The following is a 20,226-nucleotide window of genomic DNA, read 5'->3' on the forward strand; positions in this document are numbered from 1 at the left end:
TAGTATTATACCAAAAACCAAACTATTTGTTTCAAATATTTATATATTTAATTTATATATTTATATATACGAGTTCAATAAGTTATATTATATTATGATAAGTTGTTCATAGTCAGGCCGGTATGAAATCCATTTAATTCATATACATCTTACTTTAGCATTTAGTGAGCCGCCATCTGAGCTGCTTTTATGCTATCTTTGCTGCTTCTGAAAAAATGGTTACTCTGGCATAATTTTTTCTCTTGCACCAGCTATAATTAACATCGCTAAAATTTCTTTTTCACTATGAAAAAACGTCTTTCCCTCCTCTTGCTGTTTTTCTTCTTCGGCCTATATGCTGCCTCCGCACAGGTTGTGTTGCCGCAGGCCAGCCCGGCAGCAATGGTGAAGCAAACAATCGGTTTAACAGATGTTACCGTTAATTATCACGCCCCGAGCGTGAAAGAAAGAAAAATATTTGGCGACTTGGTGCCCTATGGCTCTTTATGGCGGGCGGGTGCTAACGAGGCTACTCTTATCACTTTTACTGACGAGCTGTTTCTGAACCACGAGCGAGTGCCTGCCGGTACGTACTCCTTCTTCATCTTTCCACAAAGCGATTCGCTGTGGCAGGTGGTCTTGAACAAGGATACCGGCCTATGGGGACTGGAAGGATATAATGAGTTGGATGACGTGGCGTACCTGGAGGTAGAGCCAGTGAAAAATGAATTCAACGAGACCATGCAGTTCTCCTTCTCCGACATTAGTGCCAACAAGGGCAAGCTAAACCTGGTGTGGGAAAACATGAAAGTGAGTCTTGATATCGAGACGGAGGTAGAGAAAAAAGCGCTGGCTAACATCAACGATGCGCTTGCCAAAGCAGCTCCGGACGATTGGTATGTTTGGGCGCAGAGTGCCGAGTATATGCTCTCCAGAAAAGAGCATCACCAGAAAGCGCTGGAGTGGATCAATAAATCCATCTCCATCAAAGATAATTTCTTTAACAACTGGATCAAAGCCAAGCTTTATGCTACGAACAATGAGTACCAGATGGCTTCGAATCTTACGGCCAAAGCCATTAAGTTGGGATCATCTGAGCCGGAAAGCTACAAAGAGTATGCAAGCCAGATAGAAACGGCTTATAACGACTGGAAAAAGCGCAGGTAATACCTGTAAAGAGTCAGAACGAGCAGCGGGAAGTATATTTCATATATACTTCCCGCTGCTCGTTTAAGCCATCATCAACGTCAGAATTTTGCTACAAAACGAAGGTTGAGGCGCCGGCCGGTCAGGAAGTTCGGAACGGCATATGTCAGACCGTTGACATCACTCACGTAGGTATAAGACACCCTGTTTTTCGCGTCAATCAGGTTCAGCACCTCCAGCCCGATCCAGAGGCTTTCGAGCGATACCGTTTTCCGCTCCACAAGGTCGCTTTCCAATACAATGAGTTTGGAGAAACCCAGATCAACGCGCTTGTATGATTTGCCTTCAAACGCATTGCGGTACTCCGGGCGCCGGGGCGGGCCAAAAGGAAGCCCGCTTCCATAAACTAAGTTGAGGTACATCCGGATGGTCGGGTTGTCGGGCAGATGGTCCTGGAAAAATACGCCCACATTCACCAATTGGTCAGATGGCCGGCGGATGTAGCCCTGCTCCTGCTTCCCGGTCACCTCACCCTGTGGGTTATATATAGTTAATGAATCGCCCTGCACATCCTCCCTCGTCGTTAAAAGCCCAAGGCTCAACCACGATTCTGCCCCTGGTATAAACTCGCCGTTCACCCGCACATCAAATCCTGCGGCATAGGCTTTGGCGTTGTTTTTAGCATAGTAGCGCAAGCGCACGTTGTCAATGTCATAGGGAATAACATTGGTCATCCATTTATAATACGCCTCTGTCGTGAGCTTAAAGTCCCGGCCCCAGGCTTTGAACAGGTAATCGCTCCCCACGATGGCATGCACCGCCCGTTGCGCTTTCAGCTGTGGGTTGAGCTCCCCGGCAAAATTGCGCAGTTCCCTGTAAAAAGGCGGCTGATAATACAACCCGAGTGCTGCCTTGAATGAGAGATCCGGATTATGGCGTGTGATGAAGGCATACTGTACGCGGGGTGAGATGTTCAGTTCACGGTTATAATTCCAGTAGGTGGCACGTAGGCCATAGGTAACCGTTTTCAGCGAATCCAGTTCTAAGGTATGTTGCATATAGCCACTGTAGCGCATCGTGCTCAGGTCGAGCTGCGAACCTAAGAAATAATTTTGAGAGACATAATCAGCTGAATCCACAAAGCCGTACTCCGCTAGCTCATCCGAAATATTCTCTGCGCTTGCCTTGGCACCGAACTGCAGGTGGCTGCCCTGGTGCAGGCGCCAGCTGTTGCGGATCTCCGCGGTGCCAAGGCGCGCGCGCAGTGTGTTGCGGGCATGGTCATACTGTGTGCCAAATCCTAATTCCTGCTGACACTCGCCTATGTTGCTGCCTGAGGTGCTCACATCGCAGAGACGGTAGTACGCCTCCACATCCCGGAATTCGCGCTCCCATGAATGCACGGCCGAGAGCAGCACTTCCGTGGTATAGGTCTCCGAAAAGCGGTGCGTCAGGTTCAGGCCCGCCTGGTAGGTAGTGTATTCCATCAGCTCCTGCCCGTCAAAGCCTACCTGTAAGCGCAGCGGCGCCTGCCGTGTGCCAAAGGTCGTAACCTGCGTCTCGGGCTCTACCGTATAGTTGTTGCGGGCATAGCTCCCCAGGATGCCCAGCGTAGTGCGGCCTTGGGGAACAGTGTCTTTGCTGAGGTCAATAGTTATATAGGCTTGCGCATCTGTAAATACAGGATTGTACTTGCCATCTACGGGCAGCCCCTGCAGCAGGTACCTGCCGTTTTTGTGACGGGCCCCGAAGAGGTAAGAAACCTTTTTATTCTTTGAGGCAGATTCCAGGTGGAGGGTGCCTCCCGTTAAGCCGCCGCTCACCGAACCGGCGAATTTAAGGGGCTTTTTGTATTGTATGTTGAGGACGGAAGAAAGCTTGTCGCCGTATTTTGGCTGCCATCCCCCAGAAGAGAAGGCAATGTCCGCTACAAGGTCAGGGTTAACAAAACTGAGCCCTTCCTGCTGCCCTGCCGTAATCAGAAACGGGCGGTAAATCTCTATGTTGTTGACGTAGACCAGGTTTTCGTCGTAATTTCCGCCCCGAACCGCATATGTGCTGGATAATTCGTTGTTGCTGGTAACTCCCGGAAGCGTGATCAGCACCTTGTTGAAATCGCCGTAGGCAGAGGGCAGTGTTTTAATGTCGCGCGGGTCCAGTTTTGTGACACTCACCTGCTCGCGCGTATCCTGCTCGTTCTTGCCGCGTACGTCTAATGTTCCCAGTTGCTGGTTGTTCGGCTGCAGTACCAGTTCCAGGTTCAGGGTTTCTCCCGGCATCAACAGTACCGGACGCTCCAGTACCTGATAGCCCAAATATCTTACCAGCAGCACGAGCTCTTTCTGCGCCGCTACCCGCAGTTCAAAAGCACCGGTGGCATTAGTCTGTGTGGCCAGCGAAGTGCCCTTCACCGCGACTGTTGCCAGCTCCAGGGGCTGCTGCTCCGGATTACGTAAGGTACCCTTGATCAGGGCATTTTGTGCTGAAGCGGCTAACGGTAAAAGCAGCAAGACCCACACCGACAGGTATTTCAGCATCACAGAAAACTATTTGGAAGAAAGCTTGAGATCTGCAATGGTCTGCAGCGGATCTGAAGAAGTGAAAACAAAACTCCCGGCCACCAGCACATCCGCGCCTTTTTCCAGCAGCAGCGGGGCATTGTCCTGGTTTACTCCGCCGTCAATCTCAATAATCGCCTTCGAATTCCGGGTAATGATGAGGTCTTTCAACGCCTCTATCTTGCGATAGGTGTTATGGATAAACTTCTGGCCGCCGAAACCAGGGTTGACCGACATCAGGAGCACCATATCCAGATCCTGGATCACATCTTCCAAAAGCTGCACCGAGGTATGCGGGTTCAGCGCCACACCGGCTTTGGCCCCGGTGGCCTGGATCTGCTGCACGGTGCGGTGCAGGTGGTTGCAGGCTTCTATATGCACGGAAATGGTGTCTGCGCCAGCTGCCCTGAACCGCTCTATATATAGCTCAGGCTCCTGGATCATCAGGTGCACGTCCATCGGCTTCTGCGCATAGCGTTGAATTGCCTCCATCACCGGAAAGCCAAAGGATATATTAGGCACAAATCGGCCATCCATGATATCAATATGCAACCAGTCGGCCTGGCTCTTGTTGAGCATCTCTACTTCTGCCTGCAGGTTCGCGAAGTCAGAGGCAAGTACTGAAGGAGCTATAAGTGGGGTCATGGCTGCAAAGGTAAATCTTTAATTAAACTAAGGAAGAAAATTTGCCACGGATTATGGCGCTAAAGGCTGTTATAACTTCACGAAACGGAGCGTAACCACACGGCTGCCCGAGCGTAGCCGGCACAAATACAGGCCCGTTTTCAGTTGCCGGGGCTCCGCCTGCAGTACCTGTTCTTTTCCTGCGTTTGCAAAATCCTGCCTGTACAGCACCTTCCCGGTCATATCCAGAATATGCACCTGCACCGGTTGGCTCCACCAGTCCTGCCCAAGGGCCAGAACGATGGCCTGATCCTGAACCGGGTTCGTGATATAAGCGGTGCTGCTTAACGGCATTTGTGGCAAAGCGGTTAAGGTTCTGCTGTAAACCGGTATGCCATACCCGACAGCGCTGTCCGGTGCGGCCGCATTACTCCCGCTCTGGCGCAGGAGCTGTATCATTTGCATATTTGTTTTGCGCGGATTGGCCTGCCAAAGGCTTGTGACGAAGCCTGCCATAATGGGGCCTGCAAAGGAAGTGCCGTTGGATTGGACTACAGCACCGCTCGTAGAAAGCACATACGCATTGCGACCAAGCGCCACCACATCCGGCTTCACCTGCCCGTCTGCGGATGGGCCGAAGGAACTAAACCCTGCTTTCACGCCAAGGGAATCCACAGCCCCAACCGCAAGCACGGAGTCCGCATCGGCGGGTGCGCTTATATAGTGCCAAGGTTTGCTGCCGTCGTTTCCGGCACTTACGACTACCAGCATACCGGTGGCCGCGGCCATATCGGCTGCTCTTGAAACCAAGGTGGTGTTTCCGTTGAGGTCTTGGTAGGTATAACTGGTGGAGGGGCTGTCGAAAGTGGTGTAGCCTAAGGAAGAGTTGATGACGTCGGCTCCGGCGCTATCGGCAAATTCCGCGGCCAGCAGCCAGTTGATTTCTTCAATGTTATGCTCCGTGGCGGCGTCTTCGGTGCGCAGCAGCAGGTAACTAGCCGCGTAGGCCGTACCTATTATACTGCCGGGTGCATAAGCGGCCATTGTCGACAGTACAGCTGTGCCGTGTCCGTCGGCGCCAAAGGCATTCTGCTGCTTCTGCACAAAATCATAAGTGCCAACCATTTTTTCCTGCTGGAAAAGATGCGAAAAAGCAACCAGCGTATTCACCTCCGGAAAGCCAGCATCCAATACCGCAATGGTCATGCCTTCTCCGGCATACCCGGCTTCGTGCAAGGCTGTTGCCCCCAGCATAGCCGCCTGGTGAAAAGCCGGCCCGTAGTCTCCTTCTGCCGGGGCAGTCTTGGCAAGAGCTGTCAGAGGTTGCACGTCCAGGTCCTGCATTGATTTTGACAGCAATCCCTTAGAAGGTGCGGCAATTCTATTCAGGGTCCGGGTGCTTTGCACAAAAGGCAAAGCTTCTATTTCCTGCAGTTTCCCTACCTCGCATTCCACCACGGCTGCATTGAACCACCGGGAGGTATACCAGACCTGTACGCCCAGCGACTTTAAGCCTTCCACGTAGGCAGGATTCACGGGTAAGTCCCGTGATGAGAGCGGTATATGCTGCCGCTCGCGCCGCTCCAGCGCCTTGGGAGAAAGAAAAGCCAAGGGCTCGTTGAGGGAATAAGGCGTATTCGCCTTATCCGTAAAATAAATCAGACGCTTTTGCTCCGCTTTACCTGCCTCACTTGTTGACTGCCCATATGCAGAAAGGAATGTTAAATACAGGATGCTGAATAAGAGGAGCCGCTGTCGCATTGCTATCTTGTTCCGTAGGTAATCAATTCTTCGTGCCGCTCATGGCCGTCCAGTTTATAACCTTCACCAAACTCACATTGATCATCAGCACAAGGTTCAAATACAACCCGGTTGTATATTCTATATACAAGTCCTACTCCCTCAGCATAGACTTCCTTGCGCTCATCAATTCTTATTGGGTAAGTTTCAGGGCTATTTTGTATAACAGTAACTGTATTAGGAAAATTTATTTCACCTACATCATATGAGGCACCAACATTAGCATAAGTATATAATTCTTTACCATCACGAATTTTAGAATTCCGTATCAATACAACATTATCATTATAAAAATGGTCATTAAAAGCATCGCCCACCCATTCACCACCTTCTTTTATAGGAAATACAAGCTTTACATATTTTGTATTATCTCGTGTTAACTGTACCATATTATTTGAAATTGATACAGTCATAACTGAGTCATCCTTCCAAATACTGTTTTCATTAGTTCGAACTGATCTTATAACTTTGTAGACTAATGCGTTAGTCTGATCATAAAAAGAGGTGTCAATGCGCTCACGCATTTGAAAGCGTAAAGTATCACCCTTATTGAATTTAAACTTGATATCGGTCACATTGTAAATGCGATAGGCACCGATCTCGAGTGGGTAATAGTCGTAGCCCATGGCCTTCGGGTCAGGGTCTTTGTACTTATCTTCACAACCGGCCACGATGCCAGCCAATACCACCAGGAGCAACAGCGCTTTTCTCATTATTGTAACACGTCGAGTTTGATATAATCCAGATTGTAATTCGACTCTATCCAGCCACCGCCAACCACATCGTCGCCTTCATAAAATACTGCTGCCTGTCCTGGAGCAATGGCATGTACACCCGACAGGAAATGCACTTTCATCTTGTCGCCTTCCTGCTCAATAATCGCCTCGGTGCCGGCATCGTTGTAGCGTACCTTGGTTACTGTAGGAATTGGCTGATCAATCAGGTGCTCGTATTTAGAGAGGCTGAGCTTGCCAACGGTCATCGCGTTTTTTGACAGCTCCTCGTAGTTCCCAAGCACTACCTGATTTTTATCCTTCTCAATGCGTGTTACATAGGCCGGAAAACCTAAAGCGATGCCTAAGCCTTTGCGCTGCCCTATGGTGTAGAAAGGATAGCCCTCATGCTTGCCTACCACCGTGCCATCCTCCAGCACAAACTCGCCTCCGGCCACCCTTTCCTCCAGGCCTTCAACGCGGCGCTTCAGGAACCCACGGTAGTCGTTGTCCGGGATAAAGCAAATTTCGTATGACTCCGGCTTGTTCACGAGTTCGGTGAAGCCACGGTCCAGCGCCATCTGCCTGATCTCTGATTTATGCAGTTTGCCCAGCGGGAAAATTGTGCGGCTCAGGCTCTTCTGGGAGATACCCCATAGCGCATAAGACTGGTCTTTGTGCTCATCGAGCCCCTTCGATATGATATAACGCCCGTTCTCTTCGCGCACGTTGGCATAATGCCCGGTCGCGATAAAGTCGCAGCCCAGTTGGTCAGCGCGGCGCAGCAAAGCGTCCCATTTTATATGGGTGTTGCACAGCACGCACGGGTTGGGGGTGCGGCCGGCCAGGTACTCGTCAGTGAAATGGTTGATCACATAGTCGCCAAATTCCTCGCGGATATCAATGATATAATGCGGGAACCCCAGCTGTACGGCAATGTTACGGGCGTCGTTAATGGAGTCGAGACTGCAGCAGCCGGTTTCTTTCTTGCTGGCGCCGCTGGAGGCGTAGTCCCAGGTTTTCATGGTCATCCCCACCACTTCGTAGCCCTGCTCGTGCAGCATCACGGCAGCCACCGAACTGTCGATGCCGCCGCTCATGGCTACCAATACCCTTCCTTTGTAACTCATCTATATAAAAAGTGTATTTCTGCTTAAATATTTTAATTTCATGCAAATATAGCAACAACTATACAGTTATAAAGATTCAGGAATGCAAAATTGGCTCATCGGTTCTGCCCCTTCTTCCTATTAACCAGCTTATCCTACAAAAAAGACATAAAAAATTGGCATGGTTCGGGAAATGGGATTTACTTTGAGTGACAATACGAGTATATATACTTTTTACATATAAACAAAGCAAACAGTACCATGGGCTTACGTACCTCTGTGATAGTGAATGGCATAAACAACCTGAGTGACGCTCGTTACTGCGCCGGCATGGGTGTGGATATCATCGGCTTCAACCTGAAGCTGGACGACCCGGAGCGCATGAAACCGGATAATCTGAAAGAAATAACTGGCTGGCTGTCCGGCGTTCAGATAGCCGGGGAGTTTACCCGTGCGCGGCCGGAGGTGATCAATGATATGGCGGAAGAGTTCGGCCTGAATTATATACAGCTCGACACGCCATACCTGATCGATGAGATCGAGGAAATAAACCGGCCGGTTATCCAGAAGATTTTCATCAATAAGGACACCGTGGAGAGCGAGCTCCTGGAGATGATGGAGCTATATAGCCCGGTGGTGCATTCCTTTATCGTTTACTCCGATGATTTCGTGACAGTGGACGAGACAAACATGAAATTCCTGAAGAGCCTCGCCAGGGAGTATAACGTGTACATCGGCTTCGGCATCGACAAATCGAACATCAGCACTATTCTGCGCAAAATAAAGCCAGCCGGCATTGGGTTACACGGGGGCCATGAGATTAAGCCGGGCCTCAAGGACTTTGATGAACTGCAGGAAATTTTTGAGGAAATAGAGGAAGCCTGACTTACTTCATTCATCGCTTTTGCAGTTTCTTGCTGATTTACAACCAGATCCCATCTTACATTAAGTTGCTTTTTTACAGGTAATTAATGCTACACATCTAAACGTTAAATATAATGAAGAAGCAACAACTGCTCCTGCTTTTGCTCACACTCTTCTGTATGCCGCTCCTAAAAGCCCAAAGCCAGAATGACAGGGTTGAAATTCCGCTATATGGCACTAAAATTCCGAATGAAGTTGCAGGACCGGATGAAGAAACTGCCTCGACAGAAGGTGGAATCCTTCGCTACAGCAAAGTGCGTAAGCCGACGCTTGCCGTTTACCTACCGCCCAAAGGGAAAGCCACCGGTACCGCCGTCCTGATATGCCCCGGCGGAGGCTATGGTATAATTGCGGCGCAGCATGAAGGGTATGATGTCGCGAAGAAGTTCAATGAGCAAGGAATCGCGGCATTCGTACTGAAATACAGGTTGCCAGATGTTAAAACATCCTCTCAGCCGGAAGTTGCACCGCTGCAGGACGCGCAACAGGCCCTGCTCCTCATCCGTGAGCGGGCAAAGGAATGGCAGGTGAATCCTAATAAAGTGGGCATCATGGGCTTTTCCGCAGGCGGGCACCTCGCCTCCACCGCCGGGACGCACTTTCAGAAGTCTTATATTAACAACCCAAAGCAGACAAACCTGCGTCCCGACTTTATGCTGCTCCTGTACCCCGTGATCAGCAGCGACACAAGCATCGCTCACCAAGGGTCTTTCGACAACCTGGTCGGTAAGAACGCTCCTGCGGATGAAGTAAGTGAATTCTCAAATGAGACAAAGGTGACCGCTAAGACACCTCCAACCTTTCTGGTGCATGCCTCCGATGACAAGGGGGTGCCGGTGCAGAACAGCCTCGTCTTTTACGAGGCGCTACTCGAGCATGAAGTACCGGCAGAACTGCATGTTTATCAAAACGGTGGTCACGGATTCGGTTTGAATAATAAAACTACGACTGATGCCTGGTTTGAACGTTGCATCAACTGGCTAAAGAGCAACAAATTCATATAGCAAGTAGCTTATAAAGTTTATATATAAAAAAGGGCCCGTGAAGAGTTTAAGCTCACGGGCCCTTCTTTTATATATAGGAAACAATTACCTCAAGTTGAATTTGAACTGCAGGTATTTAATCGGCATTCCCTCAGCTATATAGTGTCTCTCGTACGTGGTGTAAATCCCCATTGTGTGCTGCTGCAGGTCCGATTTATATAAGTCTGAGGTGCAGCGCAGGTCTTTTATATGAGCACTACGCTCCTGCAGCACTTCAAGTGTATATTCGTATAGCAACAGGTTATCGGTTTTGAGGTGCAGGATCCCCTCAGGCTTTAGGATCGTCTTATATAACTCCAGGAATCGTGGCGAAGTAAGGCGGCGCTTGATATCACGGTCGCGCGGGCGCGGATCCGGAAAGGTCACCCATATCTCATCCACCTCCTGTGCCGCGAAGTTATCATCCAGCTGTTCTATAAATGTGCGCAGGAAGGCTACATTATTCAGTTCCTCCTCCTCCGCCATGGTGCTCCCTTTCCAAAGGCGGGCACCTTTTATATCGCTCCCGATAAAGTTTTTGTCCGGGAACAGGCGAGCCATCCCAACCGTATATTCCCCGCGTCCGCAGCCCACTTCCAGCAGGATCGGGTTATTATTCTGGAACTGAAGTTCACCCCACTTTCCTTTTATCTGTCCGTAAAGATCATCCCCCGGCTCTATTACATTATCCCGCTCTCCGATGGCGGCAAACTTTGCTAACTTAGATCTTCCCATGAAGTGTTATAGTTCCTCAATTTCTGCGACTACAAAGGTACTGCCTCCGATAAAAATAACCTCATCCGGGGCAGCATTTGCTTTGGCCGCGGCTACAGCCTCCGACACGGTGTAAAATTTTGCCCCCTCCAGCCCAAGGCCCTGTGCTTTAGCATATAAGTCCTGCACAGGTAATGCCCTCGGAATAATTGCCTGGCAGAAATAATACCTGTAGCGCTTTGGCAGCAGGTGCAGAATGGCGGTGATATCCTTGTCGTTTACAGCGCCGAACACCATGTGGACCTGCTTTGGCTTTAATCCCTCCAGCTGCTTTAGCACTTGTTTAATACCGTCCTCATTGTGACCTGTATCACAGATTGTTAAGGGTAAATGATTCAGCACCTGCCATCTGCCCTTAAGCCCTGTCAGCGCCTTCACATTGGCAAGTCCACTGCGCAGGGAGGTATGGGTAATGTGATACCCTTTCTCATGAAGCAGCACCAGTGTGAGCAATACGCCAGGCAGGTTGTATTTCTGATAATTGCCTGCCAAGTCCAGCTCTAACCCCGGCAGAAACGACTTTTCATTCCGGTATACCTGCATTACCTGCCGCTCCAGGTTGGCTTCCGTCACTTCTATCCTGAACTGATCGGGTGCAAAGAACAAGGGAGCGCCTGCTTCCTCCGCCCTTGCCTCGAAAACCTCCTGCGCCTCCAGCTGCCGGGTACTTATCACGGCTGGCACACCGGGCTTGATGATGCCGGCTTTTTCAGAAGCGATGGCGCTGATGGTGTTGCCGAGCAGGGCCTCATGGTCGTAGCCGATGTTGGTAATCAGGGAAATGTCCGGGTGAATGATGTTCGTGGAGTCTAAACGGCCGCCAAGCCCTACTTCTATCACGGCCACGTCTACCTGCTCCTCTGCAAAATACTTGAAGGCAAGCGCGACCGTCATCTCGAAAAAGGAAGGCTGTATCCTTTCAAACAGTGGCTTGTGTTCTGCTACGAATTGAACCAGGTAAGCCTCCGGCAATTCCTGCCCATTGATGCGGATACGCTCTGTGAAAGACTTGAGGTGCGGTGAAGTGTAAAGCCCGGTCTTATAACCTGACTCCTGCAACACGGCCGCTAGCATATGCGAACTGCTTCCTTTGCCGTTGGTACCAGCCACGTGGATCGTTTTGAACTGTTGCTGCGGTTGCCCCAGGGCCTCGCAAAGAGCAATTGTGTTATGCAGGGTTTTCTTAAAAGCAGCATTGCCGATGCGGTGAAACATCGGCAATTGCTGGTATAAGTAATCAAGACACTCTTGATAAGTCATATATAAAATGTACTAACGCGGCTTAGCGCGAGGTAATCCTGAAAGTAACGACACCGGAAGCCCCGGAGTTTGCGGCTCCTGAACCTGTGCGGCTGAATGTTGTTTTCTGAAGCTGCTCTTTGTACCAGGCAACCACTTGCGGCGAAACATTGCTCTCCACCACATTGATCCCGGTCAGGTTGCCATCCGCATCAATCTTGATAGAGAATTTGATGATGCCGGTCACATTGCTATAGGGGTCCTTGCGGGGCTCAATATCATACCGCCACCCAGGCATGTTCAACGATCCTCCTGCTCCGCCTCCGGCTTTACCGTACAATGATTTGGCGTCTACTTTGCCTTCAGGGTCTCCTTTGTCTCCTACCGCCCCGTCGTCATCCCCATTGTTGTTGCCTGTGGCTGCATCCGTTGTGCCGCTTTTTCCGTTGCCGGTGCTGGTTGTGGGCTTGCCGGGATATAGAGATTTTGGCTTTTCAGGTTCCTTCTTCACCACTTCCTCTGTCGGCTCCGCTTTCGGCTGCGGCTTTACCTCTTCCTTGGTAGGTTGGGGCTTGGGCTGTGGTTTGGTAACCTCCTTCACAGAGACAGGAGCTTCGGCTGTGGTGGTCGTAACTTTTGGTGTCTCGACCGGCTGAGGAGGTGACGGGGGCGTTGCCTTGGCAACAGGCTCAGGTTCCGGTAAAGGATCCGGCTGCGTAGGGGCTGGTTTGCTGTCCTCCACATTTTTAGAAACGTTTGCCGCCGCCATGGTCTGCACATCACCGCTCCCCACGGCATCCAGGCCAAAATTCAGCTCTATCCCATATTCCGGGGCAGGTGGGTCCGGCGCACGCCAGGCCAGCATATAGATCAAGAAAAGCAAGAGCAGCACGTGCATCCCGATGCTGACACCAGCTGCGATGCGCCTGTTCTTTTCTTCCTCCTCTGATTGGTATTGGGCAATAGCCATATCTACGTAATTATTCTGTTGGTACGGTAGCCAATGTTACACTCGCGTTCAGGTTTTTAGCGATACCTGCCACTTTTACCAGGTGCTCTACCGGCACGCTTTTGTCTACATGTAACACCACAGCCCCCTCTTCTGTTCCTTGCAGTAGCGCCGTAAGCTGTGGCTCGATTTCCTCGAGTGCGATCGGCTTCTCATTCAAGTAATACTTTATGTCTTTGGTAATGGTCACGCTTACCTTTTGCATGACGATATCGGAGGTCTTGCTGCTTGGTAAACTAACCGGGAGGCCGGACGGGGTTACAAAGTTGGAGGTAAGCATGAAGAAAATCAGCAACAGGAAAATGATGTCAGTCATAGACGACATGCTGAAATCGGCGTTTATCCTGTTTTTAGAGCGAATATTCATTACTATAGCTGTGGTTCTTGTAAAAGATCAAGGAACTCAATAGAAGAGTATTCCATGGCGTGCACGATACTGTCGATCTTAGACACGAGGTAGTTATAACCTACATAGGCCGGCAGGCCGATGATCAGACCGGTAGCCGTTGTTACCATGGCCTCATATATACCGCTCGACAGCAGCTTCGGGCTAACACTTCCCTCTGCCTGCGCAATCGCGATAAACGCACCGATCATACCGGTCACAGTCCCTAGGAAACCAAGCATTGGCGCAGCACCCGCCACAGTAGCAAGGGCAGCAAGGTTCTTCTCCAGTCGGCTAATCTCTATCTTGCCCACGTTCTCAATCGAGGTCTCAATGTTCTTCAGCGGGTTCCCGATTCGGGTAAGGCCTTTCTCCAGCATGCGGGAAACGGGGGTGTTGGTCTGGGCGCAAAGCATTTTGGCTCCGTTAATATCGCCGGCCAGCACCATCTTCTTAATCCGCTCATTGAACCCATCGGGGTTTTTAGCGGCTTTCTTCAGTGTCAGGAAGCGTTCCACGAAAATGTAAATGGCCGCCAGCGAAAGCAGGGCCAGCGGAATCATCGCCCAGCCACCCGCGAGAGCGAGGTCAATTAGCCTTACAGATTCCGGTGCCGCTTCGGCGCCCTCCGCCAGGGCTGCAGTAGTATCAGCTGCTGTTGTTGTGATTTGTAATAAGAGTGAGGTCATGTTAGTAATTAAGTACCCAAATAGTTTCTCCGAATGATTTTCTATAGCTTTTTAGAGCCGCCTTCGCCTCATCTGGCGTTGCAAAGTCGGCTATTGATACGCGATACAGTTTAGCATTTTGCCCTGGCAGCAGCATTTTGGAGTCGTATCCCTCCTTGCGTACGGCCTCACGGCGGACTTCTGCATTTCCTGAAGTGGAATATCCCCCGATGATGATATATGAACGCCCAGTTTTGGCGTTAATTGTGAGTACCTCCTCTTTGGGTTTCACAACCTCATCAGACACCTCCTCCGATGAATTAACCTGCTGGTTTACCGCATTATAAGCAGATTCATCTAATGCACTGCTTTCACTTGCGTCAGTTACTGTACCTGCTGGTGAAGCCTCATTTTCTATATCCTCATCTGCAGCGACTGTCGCAGCACCTGGTAAAATGGATATATAGGTTGAATGCTTCTCATCCTGTGTAAATGGCACAAAGTCAGCAGCATACCTGTTTGCAGCTGCATCAGTACCTGCGGCATAACTGCTATTGAAGAGAGACACCGGGTTCAGGCTGCTGATATTATAGTCGGCCTGAAGCGACAGGAAATACAGCGCAGTACCCGTTAAGCCTGCCAACGCCAATCCGGCGGCTACATTGTAAGCACGCTTCAGGCGCTTACGCAACGGCTGCCTTTGCAACTGATGCTCCTGCTGGCGCTCTTTAATGAGGGCGCGCAGCACAGCCGGCTCCTCTACCCGTACAGGACGGGCAACCAGTTCAGGCAAGCCGAAACTGGCCTCCAACAGGTTATCGCCTTCCACATACTCAAATTCTATTTTGTGCTCTTGGCTGTACCTGAATACTCCAATTCCGCTTAAGTCGTAGCGTTTGTCTGTCTGCAGATGGGTTTTGGCCTGGTGCACAAAGGAAGCCACCAACTGCTGCGCCTCTTCCAAGGAGATGTTGTTATGGTAGGCGATTGTACTGATCAGCAGGCCGTCGTTCAGCACCAGCTTTTCGTTGAACGCAATCTTTTTGGAAGGCGGAGCAAAAGCGTGCTTCACCGGATTGATTTTAGCAGACACATACCGTGTGATCAAACCGCCAAATTCGGGGATGATGACACAGTCATGGTCATAGAGCAGTGACTTAATATGCTTTTCAACCATAAGCAATTAGTTAGAATGAGTAAGTAACGCCTCCAATCAGGTTAATACTTTTGCCTGGGTAGTTCACGAACCTTTCGTATTTCTTCCCGAACAAGTTATTGGCCATCAAAAATACAGTAAAATTGTTTGTGAAGCGATAATCCGCCTTCACATTCAGGTCTACAATTGTATCTGTTTCCCGCAGCACAGTGGCTCCATCTGGAAGGGTATCCTGTCCATATGAACTTCCAATATAATAAAGTTCTGAGTTAAAGAGAATCTTGTCGTAGAAGTTGTAGGTGCCGTAAATACTCGCCATCAGCTCCGGACGATGGAAGGGTTGCTCTAAGGAAGACATGTTATAGCTGTTATAATCAGCCTTTACACCCAGGCGGAATTCATCCGAATAATTAAATGAAGCTTCTGTATAAAAGTTTAAAACATTTGTCACACCGTCATCATACAGCAACTCAAATTTTGCCGGGTCCAGCAGGGAGTTGTTGTAGAAGTACAGGTTCCTGAAATTCTGGTAGGCCACCCGGGCATTCAACTGCACATAGTTGGCAATGTTCGCCTGCATTCCCCCATATATCTCCAAGCCTTTGTTGATGTCTGCTACCTGTGCCTCAGGCGCCAGCCAAGGGTTTTCCTGGGTCAGCTGATATAAAGTAACTCTTTCCAGATCGCCCCCTAACCCAGCATATAACAACAGGTTACCCTCTATTGGCTCAACCCCAAGTCGAACCATCGGGTATATGTTAAACTTGCGAGCGTCGTTGATGGTATCGCCAGTATAGGCTACTTTGGCACCTAATGTCAGGCGGAAAGCGCTAAGCTGACGCTCGTAAGCGGCATTTAACTTTACAAAATTCCGGCCAACGGTAACAGAGTCTTTCTGCGACAGAAACGACAGATCTGCGTCAACTTTAAAGGCTGATGCTTCGTCAATGCCGTACTCGCTGCGCAGCTTCAGGGCAAGGTTGCTCTCGCTCATGTCGTAGCGGTCGTTCAGGTACCGGAACTGCACATCGGCCTTGTACTGGAAAGGCGCATCAGAAGAATGGTTGTGCAGAAAGCCTTCCGCCGATATACGGTTAAACACCTGCCGGATGGAGTCTTTGTCTACTTCCTGATCTCCTTCTAAGGCAGGCTCATATCCATAGAAATAGTACTTATCCCGGCCGTAGTTCAGTTTTCCTCCTGCAGTAAAGCCCTGCATATAGCGCTCGCCATGCAGGCTGATGGCAGAATTAGCGACGGCGGAATTGCTTTTATCCACTGGTCCGCGGCCAGAACCTATATGGCTCACTTCGGCGCCGATATCTGATGTTTCGCTGCGTTTGTTATGGAAATACCCTTTCAGGTATAAGGAGGCATAATTCCCGATTCCCGCTTTCAGGTAATTGCCGTAAAGCTTTGTCAGCTCGTCCTGCTTTATGGTCAGCACCCGCATCTGCAGTTCTATATCCTGCTCCGGCAAACGGTAGTCAGCAAAGCGATAGCGCACGTTGCGGTCACCGGATACTGGAGGGTCAATTCGAAATTTCTCGAAGTTCCGGGCGGCCTGCGGCAGTTCAATGACGCGGTCCTTCTCAACTACCACTTCCGTGTCTTCCAGTTTGGCTCCTTCACCCCATCCCTGCGTTTGCGCCTGTACATTATTGAGGTAACTGTACCCAACACTCAACACAACGGCAAGAGAGGCTAATCTTAATTTATTCTTCATGATAATGCTGATCCTGTTCTAAACTTAAAGCACTTAAAATTCCAGACCTACTCCAGCCCTGTTGTATCGCTTTGCGGCTCCATATCAAGGGAATCGACTTGTGGCAGTACATCCAACGAGTCGTTTTTCTGCTGCAGGTTCAGAGAGTCGCTGCCGGGTGCCAGCTTTGGCTGGGGCGCCTGCAGCTGTTGCTGCGTTTGTGGGGTTGGATTTCCTGTCGTTTTCCCCTCCATCTGTGCGAGTTTTTGCTTTGCCTCCGCCACAATCTCCTTGTTCGGCGCATTTTCGATGATAGAGTTTAGCGTAGCCTTTGCCTGGAACATCTCGTTCTGGGCCGCATAATTATCCGCGATGATCAGGAAGGTCTTGCCAAGCCAATAGTCGTAGTTTGAGTATTTGTTATTAAAGTCAAAGGCTACGTCAGTCGACTCCTTGTATTTTTTCTGCTTGTACAGGATCTCGGCAATCAGGTACTGCGCCTCTGCGCCGTTCACGTCTGTGGCTGAAGCCACCGTTTCCCGAAGCTCCGTAAGTGCCTGTTCGAGGTTGCCCTGTGCGTACGTGGCCTTGGCCCTGTATAGTAAGGCGGAATTATAGGCGTTCAGCGAAGCATTGCCCTGGCTGATCAGCTCGTTGGCCGCTCGCTTGGTCGCAGTATAATCATTGGTCTGGTAGTAGCTTTGCATCAGGCCTGTCAACGCTGTCTGCTGCTCTTTCCTGTTGGTTGCCAGGTCGCGTAGCCGGCTGTAGTACTTAATGGCCTCCGGGTAGTTCTTCGCTTCAAGCTCCAGGTCAGCCACCCGCTGAATACCCCTGTTTACATACTCAGACCGGTTTTCCTCAATTACCTGCTTCATGCGCTGCAGGCCTTCCTGCATGTTGTTCTGGCGCAGGTAAGAGTCGGCCAGAAAATAGCGGGCATCGGCTGCAAAGGTGCTTTTCGGGTAAGCCTTTAAGTAAGACTCGAACTTCGGGATCGCCTGATTGTATTTCTGGCTGAAATACAAGGTCTTGGCCGCCTCATACTCTACGCTTTCTAAAGCATCGCTCTCAGGGTTCGCGGACTTGAACTTGTCCAGGTAAGCATCAAATTCATTGCTCCTGTTCTCGGTACCGAGCATCTCCTGCAGGCTGTACAAGGCGCCGCTGGCTACGTTGGCAGAGGGAAACTCCTCCAGCACACGCTTCTGGTCGGCGATCGCCAAATCGTTCTGCCCAAGGTTTGCATAGGCTGTGCCACGCTTCTGCAATGCGTTCGGCACCAGCTTGCTGTCGGGCATGGCACTGATCAGCGTGGTGAACCCTTTTACCGCTGCCTGATAGTTGCCTGACTCATAATCTATTACAGCGATCTGGTAATAGGCATCATCGAGGTAGCGGGATTTTGGATACTTACTGATCAGTTCCTGCAGTGACTCCTTGGCATTATCGTTCCGGTTGTTGATGCTCAGCACCACCCCTTTCTGGAACAGCGCATAATCACGGTCCGGGGAGCTGGAGGAAATCACCCGCTCATATAGCTTCAGGGCCTCATTGTAATTTTTATTTACATAGTAGGTGTCAGCCAGGCGCAATGTCGCATCGTTGTAGTTGGGGTTGCTCGGCTGTATCGCGTCCACATATGCTTTGAAGTGGGTCTGCGCTTTGTCATATTCCTTGGTGTTGAAATAGGCGTAGCCAATGCCGTAGCGCGACTTGGTGTAATAGTCTTCCTTGGTGTTCTGCGCGGTGCGAAACACGGCGGCATAGCTGTTGATGGCGTCTTTGTAGCGGTTCCCGATGGAATAGGCTTCGCCTTTCACAAAGTGGCTGGAGGCGGTTACCTCCTTGTCGTAAGGGTACTGCAACGACTTATCCAGCATCTGCACCGCCTGCGGGAACTTCGCATCGTTGAACAGGTTGACCGCGTAATAGTACGTCACGCGCTGGTAAGTCTGCAGAATGCGCCAGCTTTTGGTGGGCAGGTTCTCGATATGGCGAATGGCCTCGGCATAGTTGTTAGAGCCAAAGTAGGCCTCACTCAGCAGTTTGTCCGCTTCCTCCCCCTGCTCCGAGCCAGGGTATTTCTCGTTGAATTCAGCAAGAGAATTAATCACCTCCCGGAAGTTCCCGAGCTCATAGTTCACCTGGGCGTACTTTAGCGTGGCGGACTCTGTCACGCTCTTGTCCTGGTCGTTTTTTCTTGCCTGGTCGAAGGCTGTCAGCGCAAACTGCTTGTTGTTATCCTTCAGGTAGCTCAGGCCAAGGTAATAAGCGGCATTCTGCCCCAGGGAGTCTTTCTTCAGCGCGACTTCCTTGAAGTTGGCGATCGCATTTTTATAATTATTGTTCTTATAATCCGTAAAGGCTATTTTGTACTGCACCGTCGGGTCCAGGGTGCGTTTGCCGTTGGCAAACTGGCTGAAGTATTGCTCCGCGGTTTTGTAGTCAGCCTTTTGGTAATAGGCATCTCCCACCAACAGGGCGATGTCGTCCGTCTGCTGCACAGGAGGTGTTTTTGCGAGCGCTGCCTCCCCATATCGGATCACTTCATATATGTCATTCTCCTTGTACAGGATCTCCGTGATCATATAGGGGACGATCTTGGCATATGCTTCGTTCTTTTCCGCAATCTTCAGGTCGGCTTTGGCGGCGGCATAATCGCCTTTGCGGTAGGCTATATAGCCGGCATAGTAGTTTGAGGCGTACGCGAAGCGGTGGTCGTCGTCCCGGAAGCCGGTGGTTTTGTTCTTGTCGAAGTAGATCTTGGCGTTGTCAAAGTCCTTGGTTGCGAAGTAAGAGTAGCCCAGCTTGAACTCCAGTTCCTTGTTCTGCTTGATGCCGAGCAGGTGTGTGGGGGCCTGCTTCAGCAAGTCGATGGCTTTCTTGTAGTCTTTCTGCTCGAAATAATAAAGGCCCAGCTCGTAATTGGCCAGCGCCGTTTTCGGGTGCGAAGGGTAATTGCGCGCAAAGTTCAGGATAAGCTGCTCCGCGTCCGGGTGAAACAGGTACAGGCCACTGAGGGCATAATAATACTGGGCATCGGCAGTTTTGGCATCATCGCCCATCAACTGTATATACTTCTGAAACGCCTCCTGCGCAGCGCCATACTTGGCTCTGTCGAAGAGCTCCAACCCCTCATGGTAATACCGCTCTTCATTGGTAAAAACTTGCGTGTGCTGGGCAACCGCTATATGCGATCCACCGGTCAGAACAGATGCAAGTGCTATTTTATACGCTATCTTCATATTTACATCAATTGCCTTTACAGGCCTTCAAACAACTCTTCGTTTCAGGAATAAACTCTTGTGCGGATTGGATTTGCCCCCTGTTGCTGCGGTGCAGCCACCTCATCCAAAGTTAACAAAATTTGATTAGCAGCTGCCTACAAAATGAAATTCTTCTGCATCGGAAG

16 protein-coding genes are annotated in these 20,226 nt (G+C 50.3%); 3 read left to right on the forward strand and 13 right to left on the reverse strand.

The window, feature by feature from the left end:
• Positions 1-285 precede the first annotated feature (285 nt).
• Positions 286-1,146 (forward strand): DUF2911 domain-containing protein, encoded by an 861-nt coding sequence (locus ABD920_RS05625; protein ID WP_345157412.1) that lies wholly within the window; start codon positions 286-288, stop codon positions 1,144-1,146.
• 80 nt (positions 1,147-1,226) lie between these two features.
• On the opposite strand, the gene ABD920_RS05630 is transcribed toward ABD920_RS05625, so the two are convergent.
• The 5 genes from ABD920_RS05630 to mnmA all read right to left on the reverse strand — a co-directional run bounded on the left by ABD920_RS05630 (position 1,227) and on the right by mnmA (position 7,950).
• On the reverse strand, positions 1,227-3,662 hold the full coding sequence (locus ABD920_RS05630) for a TonB-dependent receptor (protein ID WP_345157609.1): 2,436 nt from the start codon (positions 3,660-3,662) through the stop codon (positions 1,227-1,229).
• 9 nt (positions 3,663-3,671) lie between these two features.
• On the reverse strand, positions 3,672-4,328 hold the full coding sequence (gene rpe / locus ABD920_RS05635; protein ID WP_345157414.1) for a ribulose-phosphate 3-epimerase: 657 nt from the start codon (positions 4,326-4,328) through the stop codon (positions 3,672-3,674).
• A 69-nt stretch (positions 4,329-4,397) separates the two neighbouring features.
• Entirely contained in the window at positions 4,398-5,918 is a 1,521-nt protein-coding gene (locus ABD920_RS05640; protein WP_345157415.1) for a S8 family serine peptidase, read from the reverse strand.
• Positions 5,919-6,070: 152 nt separating this feature from the next.
• Positions 6,071-6,820, reverse strand: a complete 750-nt coding sequence (locus ABD920_RS05645) for a hypothetical protein (protein ID WP_345157416.1) — start codon at positions 6,818-6,820, stop codon at positions 6,071-6,073.
• Positions 6,820-7,950, reverse strand: coding sequence for a tRNA 2-thiouridine(34) synthase MnmA (gene mnmA, locus ABD920_RS05650; protein WP_345157418.1), 1,131 nt, complete (start codon positions 7,948-7,950; stop codon positions 6,820-6,822). The genes ABD920_RS05645 and mnmA overlap by 1 nt, the downstream gene beginning before the upstream one ends.
• 240 nt (positions 7,951-8,190) lie before the next feature.
• Here mnmA and trpF point away from each other — a divergent pair, with 240 nt between their 5' ends.
• Both trpF and ABD920_RS05660 read left to right on the forward strand, forming a co-directional pair.
• Positions 8,191-8,814 carry a phosphoribosylanthranilate isomerase gene (gene trpF / locus ABD920_RS05655; protein ID WP_345157419.1) on the forward strand — a complete coding sequence of 208 codons (624 nt, stop codon included), beginning with the start codon at positions 8,191-8,193 and terminating at the stop codon, positions 8,812-8,814.
• 113 nt (positions 8,815-8,927) lie between these two features.
• On the forward strand, positions 8,928-9,857 hold the full coding sequence (locus tag ABD920_RS05660) for an alpha/beta hydrolase (RefSeq protein ID WP_345157421.1): 930 nt from the start codon (positions 8,928-8,930) through the stop codon (positions 9,855-9,857).
• Positions 9,858-9,941: 84 nt separating this feature from the next.
• Here ABD920_RS05660 and trmB read toward each other — a convergent pair whose 3' ends face one another.
• The 8 genes from trmB to ABD920_RS05700 are packed head-to-tail and all read right to left on the reverse strand — an operon-like array spanning position 9,942 to position 20,059.
• The gene (trmB, locus tag ABD920_RS05665; RefSeq protein ID WP_345157422.1) at positions 9,942-10,610 is read right to left on the reverse strand and encodes a tRNA (guanosine(46)-N7)-methyltransferase TrmB; all 669 of its coding nucleotides are present in this window, start codon (positions 10,608-10,610) and stop codon (positions 9,942-9,944) included.
• 6 nt (positions 10,611-10,616) lie between these two features.
• Positions 10,617-11,909, reverse strand: coding sequence for a bifunctional folylpolyglutamate synthase/dihydrofolate synthase (locus ABD920_RS05670; RefSeq protein WP_345157424.1), 1,293 nt, complete (start codon positions 11,907-11,909; stop codon positions 10,617-10,619).
• Between the two features lie 22 nt (positions 11,910-11,931).
• Positions 11,932-12,858, reverse strand: coding sequence for a hypothetical protein (locus ABD920_RS05675; protein ID WP_345157426.1), 927 nt, complete (start codon positions 12,856-12,858; stop codon positions 11,932-11,934).
• Between the two features lie 10 nt (positions 12,859-12,868).
• Entirely contained in the window at positions 12,869-13,264 is a 396-nt protein-coding gene (locus ABD920_RS05680) for an ExbD/TolR family protein (protein WP_345157427.1), read from the reverse strand.
• Between the two features lie 2 nt (positions 13,265-13,266).
• Complete coding sequence (locus ABD920_RS05685) at positions 13,267-13,971, reverse strand: MotA/TolQ/ExbB proton channel family protein (protein ID WP_345157428.1); 705 nt, start codon at positions 13,969-13,971, stop codon at positions 13,267-13,269.
• 1 nt (position 13,972) lies between these two features.
• Positions 13,973-15,127, reverse strand: coding sequence for an HU domain-containing protein (locus ABD920_RS05690; RefSeq protein WP_345157429.1), 1,155 nt, complete (start codon positions 15,125-15,127; stop codon positions 13,973-13,975).
• A gap of 10 nt (positions 15,128-15,137) precedes the next feature.
• Positions 15,138-16,832 carry a porin family protein gene (locus ABD920_RS05695; RefSeq protein ID WP_345157430.1) on the reverse strand — a complete coding sequence of 565 codons (1,695 nt, stop codon included), beginning with the start codon at positions 16,830-16,832 and terminating at the stop codon, positions 15,138-15,140.
• A 47-nt stretch (positions 16,833-16,879) separates the two neighbouring features.
• Positions 16,880-20,059, reverse strand: a complete 3,180-nt coding sequence (locus ABD920_RS05700) for a tetratricopeptide repeat protein (RefSeq protein ID WP_345157432.1) — start codon at positions 20,057-20,059, stop codon at positions 16,880-16,882.
• Positions 20,060-20,226: the final 167 nt, after the last annotated feature.

Source organism: Pontibacter saemangeumensis, from assembly GCF_039541895.1.
Lineage (GTDB): Bacteria > Bacteroidota > Bacteroidia > Cytophagales > Hymenobacteraceae > Pontibacter > Pontibacter saemangeumensis.